Annotated in this window: 14 protein-coding genes; 13 read left to right on the plus strand and 1 reads right to left on the minus strand. The window is 70.4% G+C overall.

Annotated features, from left to right (window positions below; genetic code table 11):
- Positions 1-84: 84 nt before the first annotated feature.
- Positions 85-942, minus strand: a complete 858-nt coding sequence (locus N4G70_RS12725) for a hypothetical protein (protein ID WP_261712695.1) — start codon at positions 940-942, stop codon at positions 85-87.
- Between the two features lie 240 nt (positions 943-1,182).
- Between N4G70_RS12725 and N4G70_RS12730 the strand changes: the two genes are divergently transcribed.
- From N4G70_RS12730 to N4G70_RS12790, 13 genes are all read left to right on the plus strand, one after another.
- The gene (locus N4G70_RS12730) at positions 1,183-2,388 is read left to right on the plus strand and encodes an MFS transporter (RefSeq protein WP_261712696.1); all 1,206 of its coding nucleotides are present in this window, start codon (positions 1,183-1,185) and stop codon (positions 2,386-2,388) included.
- A gap of 184 nt (positions 2,389-2,572) precedes the next feature.
- Positions 2,573-2,941, plus strand: coding sequence for a cupin domain-containing protein (locus tag N4G70_RS12735; RefSeq protein ID WP_120719781.1), 369 nt, complete (start codon positions 2,573-2,575; stop codon positions 2,939-2,941).
- A gap of 43 nt (positions 2,942-2,984) precedes the next feature.
- The gene (locus N4G70_RS12740) at positions 2,985-4,520 is read left to right on the plus strand and encodes an amino acid adenylation domain-containing protein (protein WP_261712697.1); all 1,536 of its coding nucleotides are present in this window, start codon (positions 2,985-2,987) and stop codon (positions 4,518-4,520) included.
- A 76-nt stretch (positions 4,521-4,596) separates the two neighbouring features.
- Positions 4,597-5,028 (plus strand): hypothetical protein, encoded by a 432-nt coding sequence (locus tag N4G70_RS12745; protein WP_261712698.1) that lies wholly within the window; start codon positions 4,597-4,599, stop codon positions 5,026-5,028.
- Positions 5,029-5,102: 74 nt separating this feature from the next.
- Positions 5,103-6,194, plus strand: coding sequence for a cytochrome P450 (locus tag N4G70_RS12750; RefSeq protein WP_261712699.1), 1,092 nt, complete (start codon positions 5,103-5,105; stop codon positions 6,192-6,194).
- A 30-nt stretch (positions 6,195-6,224) separates the two neighbouring features.
- Positions 6,225-6,461 (plus strand): acyl carrier protein, encoded by a 237-nt coding sequence (locus N4G70_RS12755; RefSeq protein WP_261712700.1) that lies wholly within the window; start codon positions 6,225-6,227, stop codon positions 6,459-6,461.
- Positions 6,461-7,201, plus strand: a complete 741-nt coding sequence (locus N4G70_RS12760; RefSeq protein ID WP_261712701.1) for an SDR family NAD(P)-dependent oxidoreductase — start codon at positions 6,461-6,463, stop codon at positions 7,199-7,201. The genes N4G70_RS12755 and N4G70_RS12760 overlap by 1 nt, the downstream gene beginning before the upstream one ends.
- Before the next feature lie 67 nt (positions 7,202-7,268).
- The gene (locus tag N4G70_RS12765; RefSeq protein ID WP_261712702.1) at positions 7,269-8,090 is read left to right on the plus strand and encodes a PAS domain-containing protein; all 822 of its coding nucleotides are present in this window, start codon (positions 7,269-7,271) and stop codon (positions 8,088-8,090) included.
- A gap of 107 nt (positions 8,091-8,197) precedes the next feature.
- Positions 8,198-9,577: a nitrate/nitrite transporter gene (locus tag N4G70_RS12770; RefSeq protein ID WP_261712703.1), complete on the plus strand. Its 1,380-nt coding sequence runs from the start codon at positions 8,198-8,200 to the stop codon at positions 9,575-9,577.
- Entirely contained in the window at positions 9,540-11,666 is a 2,127-nt protein-coding gene (locus tag N4G70_RS12775) for a molybdopterin oxidoreductase family protein (protein WP_399035216.1), read from the plus strand. The genes N4G70_RS12770 and N4G70_RS12775 overlap by 38 nt, the downstream gene beginning before the upstream one ends.
- Positions 11,663-13,060 carry an FAD-dependent oxidoreductase gene (locus N4G70_RS12780; RefSeq protein ID WP_261712705.1) on the plus strand — a complete coding sequence of 466 codons (1,398 nt, stop codon included), beginning with the start codon at positions 11,663-11,665 and terminating at the stop codon, positions 13,058-13,060. The genes N4G70_RS12775 and N4G70_RS12780 overlap by 4 nt, the downstream gene beginning before the upstream one ends.
- Positions 13,018-14,277 (plus strand): NAD(P)/FAD-dependent oxidoreductase, encoded by a 1,260-nt coding sequence (locus N4G70_RS12785; protein ID WP_261712706.1) that lies wholly within the window; start codon positions 13,018-13,020, stop codon positions 14,275-14,277. The genes N4G70_RS12780 and N4G70_RS12785 overlap by 43 nt, the downstream gene beginning before the upstream one ends.
- A 14-nt stretch (positions 14,278-14,291) precedes the next feature.
- Positions 14,292-15,203 (plus strand): 2-hydroxy-3-oxopropionate reductase, encoded by a 912-nt coding sequence (locus tag N4G70_RS12790; protein ID WP_261712922.1) that lies wholly within the window; start codon positions 14,292-14,294, stop codon positions 15,201-15,203.
- The last annotated feature ends 35 nt before the right edge of the window (positions 15,204-15,238 follow it).

Here is a 15,238-nt window from a genome sequence, read left to right on the forward strand (position 1 = left end):
CAGCGGTCCGCCGGTGGGTGCGCCGACCTCGCGCGTCCCACCGGCAACACCCCTATGGCTGGGCGCCGTTGCGGCGCCGAGCCATCAGAACAGCGCCTTCTCGGCCCGCTCCACGGCGTTCTGGGCCAGGTCCCAGTCCCCGTCGAAGTGGTCGGCCAGAGCGTGCAGCCAGCGCTCGACGCCGAAGCCCACACAGCTCGTGGAGGCCGTACCGCCTCCCGCCAGCGTGATGGAGCAGCGCTCGCCGAAGAACGCGAAGTGGGCGTTGACCGAAGCGATGGCCATGCCCTGGTAGACGTACTCGTGCTTGACCGGGACGACCTGCTGGAAGGTGGCGCGGTCGCCGCCCTGGTCGTAGAAGGGGTCGGAGGCCGCGCGGCGCTCCAGCGGCAGGCCGATCTCGTCCGCCAGCGCGCCGACGAAGCCCCCGGATCGTTCGAGGTGGGCCGCCACCTGCTCCGGGGTTCCGAGGGCCACCACCTCACGCATCCGGAAGGCCTTGAGCCGGCGGAGCCCGTCGAAGTGGTCCTCGTTGCGGAAGCACTGCCCCAGCAGGGTCACCAGCTCGCCCTCCCGCGGAACCTGACGGTTCCGGTAGTGGAGGTAGACGCCGTAGCAGGCGCTGGAGGGCAGGGCCAGTGCGGCCGGGAGGAGGGCCTGGGGGCCGAAGGACCCCGATGCGGCCGCCTGCTCGATCCCTTCCGGGCCGGCGGCTTCGACATCCAACGCCCCCGCTACGAGGGCGAGTTGGGGGAAGTTCTGGTAGACGTCGAGTCCGGCGAGGTCGGCGACCGGCAGCAGCGGGGGCACCGTCACCGCCGTCGCCCCGATGGTTCTGGCCCATCGCGCGTAGATGTGGTCCAGCGTCTCGGCGAGACGCGTGGGCTCTGCGTCCAGCGATGCCAGGCCCTCTGACGCACTGACACCTGTTGCGATGCTCATCGAAGTTCCTCCACATGGGGTTGCGGCATCCGACGGGAGAGGCGCGCGGCGCCTCGAAGGGCGCGCGGGCACGGACGGGGCGGCGTGGCTGCCGGGACCAACGCACCTGAACAGCAAGGACTTTGCTGCCGCCCACATCGCTCGCTAAGGTAACACCTCTGAGGACCTGAGGACCTGAGGTCAACCGCCACTACACGGACGGAACGAACGGTTCGGATGAAAAAAGGGCAACTCGGCTTCTTGGCCGGTACACACGTGGTCAACGACCTTTACCAGGGCGCGATCCCCGCGATGCTGCCGCTCCTGATGTCACAGCGGCACTACAGCTACGCCGCGGTCTCCGGTCTCGCGTTCGCCGCCAGCGGCGTGTCCAGTCTGTTCCAGCCGCTGTTCGGGCTGCTGTCCGACCGCAAGCCGCGCTCCTGGCTGGTGCCCGTCGGGTTCGGAACGGCGGCTTTCGGCGTGGTGACGGCGGGTCTGGCCGGCACCTACCTCCTCACCTGGCTCTGCGTCGCCCTGGCGGGCATCGGCATCGCGGCCTACCACCCGCCGGCCACCAGCCAGGCCCGTGCGGCCGGTGGCTCCTCGCAGAAGGCCATGAGCGTCTTCTCCGTCGGCGGCACGGTCGGCGGCTCCCTCGCTCCCGCGCTGGTCACGCTGGTGATCGGCTCGCTGGGGTTCTCGAGCAGTTACCTCCTGGCGATCCCCGCCCTGGCCATGGTGGCGCTCTGGGTGCTGCGCGGGCCGTGGATGCGCTGGCGCGGATACACACCGGCGGCGCCCCTGGTCACCGGAGTCGCGGCCGGCGCCGGCGCGCGGGGCGGCGGCCGCACCGACGACTGGCGTGCCTTCGCGCGCCTGGTGGTCGTCATCATCGGCTGGTCGATCCCGTTCGTCACGGTCACCTCGCTGGTGTCCCTGCACGCCCAGCGCGACCTCGGCCAGTCCGCCGGGGCCGGCGCCACCGTCCTCACCTGCTACACGGCGGCCGGAGCGGTCGGCACCCTGCTCGGCGGCTGGGTGGGTGACCGCTACGGGCGGATGTCCTCGGTCCGGATCGGCTATCTCGTGGCCCTGCCCGCCCTGTTGGGGATCGCCTGGGCGCCGGTGTTCCCCGTGCTGGTGCTGAGCACGGTGGTGTTCGGCGCCGCGATGTTCCTGCCGTTCGCCGCCCAAGTGACCCTCGCCCAGGACTACTTGCCCAACCGTCCGGGCACGGCCAGCGGTCTGACCCTGGGCCTCGCCATGGCAGCGGGCGGTCTGTGCTCTCCCTTCTTCGGCTGGCTGGCCGACCGGGCGGGCCTGGGCGCCACGTTCTACGCACTCCTCGTCGTCTTCGTCGTTCCCGTCGCCCTGGCGCTGCGCCTGCCCGACCACAAGGCCGCCGCGCCCGAGCCCCCGTCCCCCGCGGCGGCCGACGCCACGGAGTTTTCCCGGAACACCTGAGGAAACCTCGCCCTCGTTATGCCTCCGCCACCCCCAACTGTCCAGTATTTGAAATGGCGTTGAGCAGGGCCGGAAGTACCACGTACGGTCGAAACAGATTCGGGAAACGCCGCCGAATGAAAGCCCACGGCCGGCGCTCGACTTTTACGTACCGTCAATTCGGCATGCGAGCACAGGGGGACCGATGAAGATTAACTGGGATGACCACGAGGAACTGAAGGCCGAAGGAATCGCGCTGGCCCGACGCTTCGCGTTCGGCCAGGAGATGTCCTGCCTCAAGGTCGTGGCCGACCAGTCCGGTGACCTGAACCTCCCGCCGCACTGGCACGAGAACGAGCAGTGGGTCGTAGTCACCGAAGGCTCCATTCGCTTCGTCTGCGAGGGGACCGAGTACGAACTCAATTCCGGTGACGTGGCCTACATCCCGGCGCGTTCACGGCATACGGCCACCTTCGTCGGAGAAGAGGGCGCCGTTCTCCTGGAATTCTCCGCCCCGCCGCGGCTCGACCTCGCCCCCGGGTCGATCGTCCCGTCCTCGATGAAGTTCGACTGAGCCGGGCAACGGCCAGCAACTGCATCGAACGGGGGTATCGATCATGAGCAGCATGTACGGCTCGACCAACGGGGAGGCGACCATCCATGACGCGTTCACGCGTGTGGCGCGCCAGTTCCCCGATCGCCCGGCCGTGGTCTCGGCCGCCGGCCCGACGACCTACGCGGAGCTGGCCGCCGAGGCCCGCCGCATCGCCCACCACCTGACCGGCCTCGGGGTCCGCCCCGGCAGCATCGTTCCCGTGGTGGCCCGCAGGTCGCCGGAGCTGACCGCGGTCATCCTCGGCATCCTGATGGCCGGCGGCGCCTACGGAATCCTCGACGTGCGGTGGCCGCCCGCGCGGATCGCCCAGTTCACGCACACCATGGACGCCCCGGTCGTCCTGGCGGACCCCGCGGGATCCACCGGTCTCGAACAGGCGGCGATCGACCACCTCACCTTCGACGAGCTGCGGGACCCGTCGGCGCGCCAGGGCGCCCCGTCCGGGCCGCTGCCCACGGTCGAACCCGACGCCTGCGCCACGGTCTTCTGGACCTCCGGAAGCACGGGCACCCCGAAGGCGGTGCTCTCCCCGCACCGGGCGACCACCCGGCTGTTCACTCCCGAGCCCTTCATGGAGTTCGGCGAGAGACCGGTGATGATCCACGCGGCCGCGGTGGCCTGGGACGCCTTCACCCTGGAGTTGTGGGGCATGCTGCTGACCGGCGGCACCGCGGTCGTCCACGAGGGCGACCTGCTGCTGCCACCGGCGATCCGCGCGTACGTCAGCGACTTCGGCGCGACCCACCTCTTCCTCACTCCGTCGCTCTTCGACGTGATCGCCGACGGCGACATCGACTGCCTCGCCGGTCTGCGCGCGGTGCTCCTCGGAGGAGACAAGCCGTCGCCCGCGAGCTGCCGCCGGCTCTTCGAGGCCCACCCCCACATGGAGTTGTACAACGGGTACGGCCCTGTCGAAGCGTGCGTGTTCGCCACCACCCACCGCATCACGGCCGCCGACACCGATGCGGCGGGCGGCATTCCGGCCGGCCGTCCCGTGCCCAGCACGGATCTCCATGTCGTACGGGACGGCACCCTCGCGCCCCCCGGCGAGACCGGCGAGATCGCCATCGCGGGCGCCGGACTCGCTCTCGGCTACCTGAACGCCCCCGAGCAGACCGCGGCCGCCTTCACGAACGTGCTGGTCGACGGCGAGGAGCGCCGGGTGTACCTGACCGGCGACCAGGGCTGGATCGACGACTCCGGCCGCCTGCGCTTCGCCGGCCGCACGGACGCCCAGCTGAAAGTCGCCGGGCACCGGATCGAGCCCGCGGAGATCGAGTCGGCGGCGCGCTCCCTGGGCAGCAGGCGCTCGGTCCTGATGCCGATCCCCGACCGCAGCGGAACCCCGCGCATCATCCTGTTCGCCGAGACGCCCGACACCGCCATGACGGAACAGGACATGCAGGGCCGGCTCAGAAAGCTGCTGCCCGCCTACATGGTGCCCGCCAAAATCCACTTCGTCTCCGCGATGCCGCTGCTGGAGAACACCAAGATCAACAAGCGCGAACTCTCGGCGCGTTTCGGCTACGTCTCCTGAAGCCGATTCCCCTCCGCCCGCGCCACCCTTTCCCACTGTCATCTGGCGATCCCGCATACAGGGAAGGACTCTTGTTTTGAGTACGCAAAGCCGCACGGAAGAGAAGTTTTCCTTAGCGCTGGAATCCATACAGAGCAAGCGCAGGATCGAACGGGTCATGGAAGCGGCGAACGCCCTCCTCGACAGGTATACGAAGCAGTACGAACCCGAAGAGCGCCTGCGCCTCGCCTTCGAACTCATTCGCCGCAATTTCACCGAAGAAGTCTCCCTTTCATTCGGTGACATCTCCTTCACGACCGATGAGAAGAACTCCGGCGGAGAGAGTGGCGGCAAGACCTCGTTCCGCTGCGACATCGTCGGTCCCGAAGGACGCTCGGGAACACTCACAGCATTTTACACAGCCCCCGGTTCCATGGGGCTCACGGATTCCGAATGGCTCGATGCGATGCGTCTGCTGGCCGGTATCAGCGGCTTGGGCGTCGGAGGGTACGTCACGTGCTCGGGGTAAGTACCGAAGAAATTCCCACGAGGCCGTCGGAAAACCCCGCGAGCCTGCTGGCGAGACCTTACTGGTACCGGGACTTGCCCCCGGGCACCGATGTGCACCGGCTCGACGAGGGGCTGTTCACCGTCACCGGGAACGCCGCCGTCCACGAGGTGCTCACCCACCCCGGGATCGTGGCCGAGCACCCGCTCAAGGCCAGCGCGCGGGCCTTCGGGCCCAATGTGCTCGATGCCGACGGCCCCGCCCACCGGGCCTTCCGCGCCCTGCTGGCTCCCGTTCTGTCCGCGGGCCGGATAGCGGAGTACAAGCAGACCCTGATGCCCCGGCTCATCGACGCGCTCGTGGACGCCGTCGCCGGGACCGAGACGGACGACTTCTACAACTCCTTCGCCCACAAGGTCCCTTACGGCATCGTGTGCACCATCCTCGGCATCGACCCGGCCCTGGAGGACCGCTTCCACGCGCTGACCCGCCCGCTGGCCCGGCTCCTGGACTATCCCACCGAGGAGACCGCCCAGACCCATGCCAATGTCAGCGAGCTGCTGCGGCTGATCGAGGAGCAGCGCGCCGGCGAAGCGGCCGACCCACGGTCCCTCCTGGAGACCATCGAACGGACCCGCGACCGCAAGGGCATCACCCTCACGGACAGCGAAGTGCGCTCGACGGCCCTGCTGTTCTTCCTCGCCGGTACCGAGACCAGCAGCGCGTTCATCACCTCGCTGGTGTACTGCATGGGCCGCTCCATCTTCGGCCTGGACGAACTCCGCGACGAAACGGCCCGGGACGAGTTCATCGAAGAGGTCCTGCGGCTGTACCCGCCGGTGCAGACGATCGTCCGGTTCGCGGCCGACGACGTGACGGTCCAGGGCGTCCCCATCCCACGGCACTCGGCGGTCCTCGCCTCGGTCGCCGGGGCCAACCGGGACCCGCGGATGTTCGACAACCCCGACCGGTTCCGGACCGGCAGGAGCCTGAAGGGCTCGATCCCCTTCGCGGTCGGGGCGCACGCCTGCCCGGGAGCGATGCTCGCCAAGGCGGAGTTCTCGCTGCTCATCGAGAGGCTCGTCGAGCGCTGCTCGGAGGTGGTCATCACCCGGGACCAACGGGCCATGGAGAGCCAGTCGTTCGCCCACCCGGCCGGCTTCTCCGTGCAGTTCAAGACCAAGTAACCGCATGACAAGCAAGAGAAAGAGGAAGCCGTGGAAAGCAAGATAGCGCTGCTCCGTGAGTGGCTCGGCGACCTGCACGAGGAGCCCGTCACCATCCAGGGCGACACGGACCTCGTCGAGTCGGGCGTGGTGACCAGTCTCCAGTTCGTCCAGATGGTGATCGAGATCGAGCGCCTGCACGGACAGAAGCTGGACCCGGGCGTCATCAACATCGAGTCCATGCGCACGCTCGACGCCATCAACACGACCGTGTTCCAGGCTGCCTGATGGGTTCGGACACGTCCCGTGTCGCGGTGGTCTCCGGTACCTCGTCCGGGATCGGTGCGGCCGTCGCGACGGAGTTCCTGAACCGGGGCTACACCGTCGTCGGCCTGTCCCGGCGGGGGAACCCCACGCTCGCGCAGGAGAAGGGCTACGTCGACTGCCTGGCCGATCTGCGGGACGACTCGGCCGTGCGGTCGGCGCTCGACTCGGTGTCGTCCACGACGGAGGGCGGTGTGCGAGCCGTGGTGCTCAACTCCGGTGTCTCGCCGGACCCGGTCGACCTCCGCAAGCTGGACTGGCAGGTGGCGGCCGACGCGTACGAGAACAACGTGCACACCGCCCTGAGCCTCATCCAGGCGACCGCCCCCCTGCTCGGGCGCGGCGGCGACGGTTCGCTCACCTTCGTCGGGGCGAGCCTGGCCAACGGCTACCAGCCCGACCGGTGGGCCTACGCGGCCAGCAAGGCCGCGATGACCGCCCTGATGCGGGCCTGCTCGGCCGAGTTCGCCGACGACGGCGTCGTGGCGAACGAGGTGCGCCCCGGACCGGTGGCAACTGCCATGACGCTGGCCGGACTTGACGGCGAAGTGAGCGACCAGGTCATCCGCGCCATCAACGAGGGCTTCGGTACGGACTGGCTCAAGGCACCGCGCACCGTGGCCGAATGGATCGTCTCCATCGCCGAGTTCCCGTCGAACGGGCCCACGGGCCAGGTCTTCAACTACAGCCGCAAGGTGCTGTGACCGGCCTCCCCCGCTTTCTTCTCACTCCGAGAAACCCATTCCGTAATCCTGAGAAAGGCATACAGCCATGTCCAACTACCCTTCCTCCGAGCAGCTCCTCGACCTGTTCAACTGGGCTTCGCCCGCCATGCTGGTGACCGACGCCGACGGCCTCGTCGTGCTGGCGAACAAGGCCGCCTCGGAGCTCCTCGCGGACCAGGCCGCCGCCGGCACCAAGCTCGCCGACGCCCTGGGCATCGACGGCTACACCGCTCTGCTCGCGGCCGGTGAGCCGGTCGAGAACCTGGACGCCACCTTCGTCAACGCCGACTTCCCGTCCGGTTACGCCAATGTCGGTTTCGGCGAGGTCGAGGGCAGCACCTACGGTTTCTGGGCGCTGCGCCCCGTCACGACGCACCCCACGCCCTCCTCGCAGGCCGGTGAGGGCAACTCCACCGCGCAGGCCTGGATCAACCAGGTCGACCGGTCCAGCGCGGCCTACACCCCGGTGGGCGACGACGCCGTCAAGTTCATCCAGGCGTTCTACGACACCTGCCCCGTCGCCATCCACCTCATCGAGGAGGACGGCACCGTCGCCCACGCCAACTGGAAGGACATCGCGATCGTCGGTGCCAGTGAGCAGCCGGACACCTACGTCGGTCACCACATCCGCCACATCTACGCCGACCAGGAGGTCGTGGAGGACTTCCTCGGCCGCTGGGGCGAGGACGCGCCGATCATCGACTTCCGCGCGGACTTCCTCAACAAGGGCGAGCGGGTACCCGTGGTGATCTTCTCCACCGCCAAGGTCGAGGACAACAAGCTCAAGAACACCCGCTGCTTCGTCTTCCCGGACAGCCACCCGGACCGCAAGCGCGACAAGGTCAAGGCGCTGGACCTCAACTTCTGATCCCAGCACACCACTTGTGCTGTTCGTCGCGAAACCCGGGCCCCGGCGGCCACTCGCCGCCGGGGCCCGGCCCTGCCCCGGAACCCTTGACTCATCTGGAGCACACCATGGCTGACACCACCACCGGGCGGGGCCGCTGGCTCAGCGGCTGGGATCCGGAGGACGAGGACGCCTGGGACAGAGGCGGCCACCGCATCGCCCGCCGCAACCTGATCCTGTCCGTTCTGGCCGAACACATCGGCTTCTCGGTGTGGACCCTGTGGTCCGTCCTCGTCCTGTTCATGTCCCCCGCCATCGGCCTCGGCTTCAACCCCGGCGAGAAGTTCCTCCTGGTCGCCACGCCGACCGTCGTCGGCGCGCTGCTGCGGCTGCCCTACAGCTACGCGGTGACCCGGTTCGGCGGGCGCAACTGGACCATCTTCGCCACCTCGATCCTGCTCGTCCCCGCGCTGCTCGCCCTGTACTTCGTCCAGCGCCCCGGCACTCCCCTGTGGGTGTTCCTGGTCATCGGCGCCACGGCCGGCGTCGGCGGCGGCAACTTCGCCTCGTCGATGACCAACATCACCGCGTTCTACCCCCAGCGCCATCAGGGCTGGGCCCTCGGGCTCAACGCGGGCGGGGGCAACCTCGGGGTGGCGGCGGTACAGCTCGTCGGACTCGCGGTCATCTCCCTCGCCGGCAACACCCACCCCTCCTACGTCGCGGCCGTCTATCTGCCCCTGGTCGTGGCCGTCGCGCTGCTCGCCGCGTGGAAGATGGACAACGTCGACGCCGTACGGACCGAGCCGGGTGCCCAGCGCGAAGCGGCCCGCCACCGTGACACCTGGTGGATCTCCCTGCTGTACATCGGCACGTTCGGCTCCTTCATCGGCTACGGCTTCGCCTTCGGCCTGGTCCTGCAGAACGAGTTCGGCTCCACCCCGCTCGAGGCCGTCGGCTACACCTTCCTCGGGCCGCTGCTCGGGTCGTTCTCGCGCCCGCTGGGCGGCCGGCTGGCCGACCGCAAGGGCGGCGCCCGCGTCACGTTGTGGAACTTCCTCGGCATGGCCGCCGGCACCGTGGTGCTCATCGTCGCCGCGAGCATGCACTCCTTCGCGCTGTTCATCGGCGGGTTCACCGCCCTGTTCGTACTCAGCGGCATCGGCAACGGGTCGACGTACAAGATGATCCCGGCGGTGTTCGCCAAGAAGGCCGAGGACGAGGTCACCTCCGGCCACGACGCGAGCGGGGCCTTCGCCCGCGCCCGTCGGCTGTCGGGCGCGGTCATCGCGATCGCCGGTGCGGTCGGCGCGCTCGGCGGCGCCGCCATCAACTTCGCGTTCAAGCTGTCGTACACGAACGGCTCCAGCTCCGGCATCCCGGCCTTCGTGGTCTTCCTCGGCTACTACGCCCTGTGCGTCGCGGTCATCCGGTTCGTCTATCTGCGTCCTGTGTCCACGGGCGGCGGGCATGCCGCGAAGAGCGCCAAGAAAGCCAGCCGTGTCTGAACTCCCCCCGCCGCAGCGGGAGGTGGCGACCCACTGCCCGTACTGCGCCCTTCAGTGCGGCACACGCCTGGGCGGTGACCGGGAGACCGGCGTCGTGGTGCGGCCCGCCGACTTCCCGGTCAACCGGGGCCGGCTGTGCCAGAAGGGGTGGACCGCGCCCCAAGTCCTGTCCGCCACCGACCGGTTGACCCGACCGCTGGTCCGCCGACGCGACGGCCGGCTCGCCGGTGCGTCCTGGGACACCGCCCTGGACACGGTGGCCGAGGGCCTGCGCCGGATCCGTGCCGAGCACGGCCCGGACGGCGTGGCGGTCTTCGGCGGAGGCGGGCTCACCAACGAGAAGGCGTACCTGCTGGGCAAGTTCGCCCGCGTCGCCCTGGGGACCAGCCAGATCGACTACAACGGACGTTTCTGCATGTCGTCGGCGGCCGCGGCGGGCAACGCGGCCTTCGGCGTGGACCGGGGCCTGCCGTTCCCGGTGACCGACCTCCGGGGCGCGCAGACGGTCCTGCTGGCGGGCGCGAACGTCGCCGAGACGATGCCGCCGCTGATGCAGCACCTCGACGGCGCCGAGCTGATCGTCATCGATCCGCGCCGGAGCGCCACCGCCCAGCGGGCCGCGCTGCACCTGCAACCCGCGCCGGGCTCCGATCTGGCTCTCGCGCTCGGCCTGCTGCACATCGCCGCCGTGGACGGTCTGCTCGACCGGAACTACATCCAGGACCGTACCCAGGGCTTCGATGCCGCGCTGCGGCGGGCGATGGACTGGTGGCCGGAGCGGGTGGAGGCCGTCACCGGAGTGCCCGCGAGCGACCAGCGCACCGCCGTGCGCATGCTCGCCGAGGCGCGCAGCGCCTATGTGCTGACGGGCCGCGGGGTGGAGCAGCACAGCACGGGCACCGACACGGTGGCGGGCTTCATCAACCTGGCCCTCGCGCTCGGCCTGCCGGGCCGTACGGGCAGCGGATACGGGTGTCTGACCGGGCAGGGCAACGGCCAGGGCGGCCGCGAGCACGGGCAGAAGGCCGACCAGTTGCCCGGATACCGGTCCATCACCGATCCGGCGGCGCGGGCCCATGTCGCCGGAGTCTGGGGCGTGGCGCCGGACGCCCTGCCGGGTCCCGGGCGCAGCGCCTACGAGCTCCTGGACGCCCTGGGCACCGACCAGGGCCCCCGGGGACTCCTGGTATTCGGGTCGAACCCGGCCGTCTCGGCCCCCCGCTCGGCGCGCGTGGCCGAGCGGCTCGCCGCCCTCGACCTGCTGGTGGTGGCCGACTTCGTGCCGTCCGAGACCGCGCTCATGGCCGACGTGGTGCTGCCCGTCCCCCAGTGGGCCGAGGAGGAGGGCACCCTGACGAGCCTGGAGGGACGGGTGCTGCGCCGCCGCGCGCTCCTTGCGCCGCCGGGGCAGGTACGCAGCGACCTCCAGGTCCTGCACGACCTCGCGGTACGCCTCGGCGAGCCCGCCGGCCGCTACCCCACGGTCCCGCGCGATGTCTTCGACGAACTGCGCGCCGCTTCCCGTGGCGGCAGGGCCGACTATTCGGGGATCTCCTACGACCGTCTCGACGCCGGGGAAAGCCTGCACTGGCCCTGCCCGGACGTGCCCGGCCCGCACCCGGGCACTCCCCGGCTCTTCCTCGACCGCTTCGCGCACCCCGAGGGCAGGGCGCGGTTCATCGCGGTGGAGCATCAGGGGCCGGCGGAGGACCTCAGCCCCCGCTATCCGCTCCACGCGACGACCGGCAGGGTCCTCGCGCACTACCAGTCGGGGGCGCAGACCCGCCGTGTGGCCGAACTCAACGAGGCCGCACCAGGGCCGTTCGTCGAGATCCACCCCGACACCGCGCTCCGGTCCGGGGTGGCCGACGCGGGCCTCGCCCGGATCGTCTCCGCGCGCGGCAGCATGACGGCCCGCGTCCGGGTGGATCCGACGATGCGCCTGGACACCGTGTTCGCGCCCTTCCACTTTCCCGGCGAGGGCCGGGCCAACCTGTTCACCCACCCGGCTCTGGACCCCCACAGCGGCATGCCCGCGTTCAAGGTGTGCGCCGTGCGGATCGAGCCCGTGCCAGGAGTCGCGCCGTGAATCGTGTCCTCGTCCTCGGCAACGGCCCGACAGCGCACCAGTTCGCGGACCGGCTCCGCCACCACGGGCACGAAGGGCCCCTCACTCTCCTGGGGACCGAACCCGGGGTCACCCACCACCAGGCGTTCCTCGACGCCCTGCTCGCCCCGGCGGACCTCCGGCTGCCGCCCCCGCCCGGCCTCGACGTCCGCACCGACACTCTGGTGACCGGCATCGACCGCGCACACTGCCGGGTGCGTGCACTGACCGGTGGCGCCGAGACCGTCTTCCCGTACGACACGCTGGTCCTCGCCTTGGAGGCACGCCCCTCGCTCCCCCGCCTTCCCGGCATCACCACCCCCGACGGACGCCTCGCCCCCGGGGTCGTCCTGCCGGGGACCGCGGCCGACCTCGACCGGGTCGGTGGCGAGAGCGCCGTCGTGCTCGGCGACGGCCCGCAGGCCGTGGAGTGCGCGAGCGCGCTGGCCGCCCGCGGCACCAGGACGACGCTGGTGTGCGCCCGCCCCCACCCCATGGAGGAGCGCCTGGGCGAGACCTGTGCCGCTCTGCTCAGCGAGGAGGTGGCGCGGGCCGGAGTCACCGTGCTCGGTGGCCGCACCGCCGTGCGGCACACCCCGGGCCGGCTGCACCTCGACGACGGAACCGTCCTGCGCGCCGACACCCTGCTGCTGTGCCCCGACACCGTCCCCGATGTTCAACTCGCCCTCACGGCAGGCCTGTTGACCGGCAGCGGGGTCGTTGTCGACGCTCAGCTACGCAGCAGCGACCCCCGCATCCATGCCGTCGGACCCGGCGCCGAACACGACGGGCGGGCGACGCAGGGCTCCGCTGCCGCCTTGGAGCAGGCCGACGCCGTCGCACGCATCCTCACCGGGCGGGGCGGGATGCACCGGGCGGCGCCGCCCGTGCTTCGGCTGCGCACCCGCGCGGCGGACGTGTGCTGCATAGGTTCGCCGGCCGACTTCGACGGCCCGGACACCCGCCTCGTCACCCTCGCCGACGCGGTCGAGCGACGGTACGCCCGGCTCGCGCTGCGGGACGAACGCGTCGTCGGCGCCGTTCTGTTGGGCCTTCCGCAGGCCATTGCTCCGATCGTGCGCTTCCATAGCCGGGGACAACAACTCCCCTACGACGTCTTGGGGTTGCTCCTGGGATGGCCGCCCAGGCCCGCGTCCGACGCGGCCGAGCCGGACGCCCAGGCGCTGGTGTGCCTCTGCAACAGCGTCACGGAGAATTCCCTGCGCCAGGCCTGGCAGGAGGGCGCGCGCACTGTTGCCGCACTCGCCACGGCGACCCGCGCCACGACGGGGTGTGGCGGCTGCGGCGACCGCGTACGTGAACTGTGCGCGGCATGGGCCCCCGGGCGCCGTACCGAACTGAAGGAAGCAGCGTGACCCGGACACTCGTCGTCGTCGGCCACGGCATGGTCGGACACCAACTAGTTGACCGCATAAGGTCCTTGGACCCCCAGGGCACCTGGCGGATCGTGATCCTGGGTGAGGAGCACCACCTCGCCTACGACCGCGTCTCCCTCTCCTCGTACCTGGACGGCAAGAGCAAGGGCGACCTGACCCTCGCGGGACCGGACCTCCTCCAGGACACCAGGGTGGAGATACGCCTCGGCTCCCCGGTGGTGTCCGTCGACCGTACGGCCCGCACGGTCAGGACCGCCTACGGCGACGACATCGCGTACGACGCCCTGGTGCTTGCCTGCGGCTCGCGCCCGTTCGTCCCCCCGGTCCCGGGGCGCGACCTCACGGGGTGCTTCGTCTACCGCACCTTCGACGACCTCGATGCCATCCGCGCGAACGCCCGCCCCGGACGCCCCGGCGTGGTGATCGGCGGCGGCCTGCTCGGCCTGGAAGCGGCCAACGCGCTGCGGCTGCTCGGGATGCGCCCGCACATCGTGGAGACGGCGCCACATCTGATGCCGGCCCAGCTCGACCCGGGCGCGGCGCGCGTCCTCCACCAACAGGCGTCCGACCTCGGCCTGCGGCTGCACTGTTCCACGGCCACCGCGTCGATCGAGGCCCACCCCGACGGCACGGTGCGTGCGGTGCGCCTCTCCGACGGAAGCCTCCTGGAGAGTGACCTGGTGGTGTTCGCCGCCGGCATCCGTCCGCGCGACGAGCTGGCCGCCCCTGCGGGTCTGGCGCTCGGCGACCGAGGCGGCATCGCGGTCGACGGCCGCTGCCGTACGCACGACGAGCGCGTCTGGGCGATCGGTGAATGCGCCGCCGTCGAGGGGCGCTGCCACGGTCTGGTCGCCCCCGGCTACCGCATGGCGGACAGTGTGGCGCGCCAGCTGATGGGCCACGACACCGAGCCCTTCGACGGTTCGGACACCACCACCACGCTCAAGCTCCTCGGGGTGAACGTCGCCGCCTTCGGCACCACCCGCCCCGCGGAGGGCGAGGCCTTTGACGTCGTCTTCGCGCAGGGCACCGCCCGGTACGCCAAGTTCTTCCTGCGGCGCGACAGCGGAGTCCTCCTCGGCGGAATGGTCGCCGGAGGCGCCGCCTCTCCCCTCGCCCTCGCATCGTTCGTCGGCCGACGACCGCCCGCGGACCTGGAACAACTCCTCGTCCCCCAGCTCCCCTTCCGTCCTTGAAGACCCTCTCCCCCCTGAACACCGCACCGAAGGAGTTCGCCTTGAAGACGATCGGATTCATCGGCCTTGGCACCATGGGCAGCCCCATGGCGGTCAACCTCGTCAAGTCCGGTTACACCGTGCTCGGTTGGAACCGGACGGACGGTCGACAGCAGCCCCTGGTGGAGGCGGGCGGCACAGTCGCCGCGTCGATCGGTGACGCGGTCCGCGACGCGGACGTGGTCATCACCATGCTGCCGGACTCCCCCCAGGTGAAGGAGGTCGCCTACGGCCCCGAGGGAATCCTGGCCCACGCCAGGCCCGGGACGTTGCTCATCGACATGTCCACGGTCGCGCCCCAGACCTCCATAGCCCTGGCCGAGCGGGCCGCCGAGCACGGTGTGCGTGTGCTCGACGCTCCGGTGGCGGGCGGTGAAGTGGGCGCGATCGAGGGCATTCTGTCGATCATGGCGGGTGGTGAGGCGGCCGACTTCGAGGCGGCCAGGCCCCTCTTCGAAGCCATGGGGAGGACGATCGTGCACTGCGGTTCGCACGGCTTCGGCCAGACCGTGAAGGCCGCCAACCAGCTGATCGTCGCGATCAACATGCAGGCCTGCGCAGAAGCCGTGGTGTTCCTCGAGAAGTCGGGTGTGGACCTGGAGAGCGCCCTCGACGTCCTCAGCGGCGGCCTCGCCGGCTCGAACGTCCTCACCCGCAAGAAGGGCAACTTCGTGGGCCGCGACTACACTCCTAGCTTCACGATGGGCCTCCACCACAAGGACATGGGCATCGTCACCGAGACCGCCCGCGCCATCGGCGCCGTCCTCCCGCTCGGCAGCACCGCCGCCCAGCTTCTCGCCTCCTCGGTGGCCCGAGGTGACGCGCATCTCGATCACTCCGCACTGCTGCGCGGCGTGCAACTCCTCAGCGGGTACGAGCAGTTGTGACCGGGCGGAGTCCACGAGGTCGGATCCGCGGTGCG

The sequence above is a fragment of the Streptomyces sp. ASQP_92 genome (assembly GCF_025399895.1).
Lineage (GTDB): Bacteria > Actinomycetota > Actinomycetes > Streptomycetales > Streptomycetaceae > Streptomyces.

Excerpts from the sequence above, each read along its gene's own strand:
- N4G70_RS12725 (WP_261712695.1), bottom strand. The coding sequence starts at position 942 with ATGAGCATCGCAACAGGTGTCAGTGCGTCAGAGGGCCTGGCATCGCTG.
- N4G70_RS12735 (WP_120719781.1), top strand. The coding sequence starts at position 2,573 with ATGAAGATTAACTGGGATGACCACGAGGAACTGAAGGCCGAAGGAATC.
- N4G70_RS12740 (WP_261712697.1), top strand. The coding sequence starts at position 2,985 with ATGAGCAGCATGTACGGCTCGACCAACGGGGAGGCGACCATCCATGAC.
- N4G70_RS12760 (WP_261712701.1), top strand. The coding sequence starts at position 6,461 with ATGGGTTCGGACACGTCCCGTGTCGCGGTGGTCTCCGGTACCTCGTCC.
- N4G70_RS12765 (WP_261712702.1), top strand. The coding sequence starts at position 7,269 with ATGTCCAACTACCCTTCCTCCGAGCAGCTCCTCGACCTGTTCAACTGG.
- N4G70_RS12770 (WP_261712703.1), top strand. The coding sequence starts at position 8,198 with ATGGCTGACACCACCACCGGGCGGGGCCGCTGGCTCAGCGGCTGGGAT.
- N4G70_RS12775 (WP_399035216.1), top strand. The coding sequence starts at position 9,540 with ATGCCGCGAAGAGCGCCAAGAAAGCCAGCCGTGTCTGAACTCCCCCCG.
- N4G70_RS12785 (WP_261712706.1), top strand. The coding sequence starts at position 13,018 with ATGGGCCCCCGGGCGCCGTACCGAACTGAAGGAAGCAGCGTGACCCGG.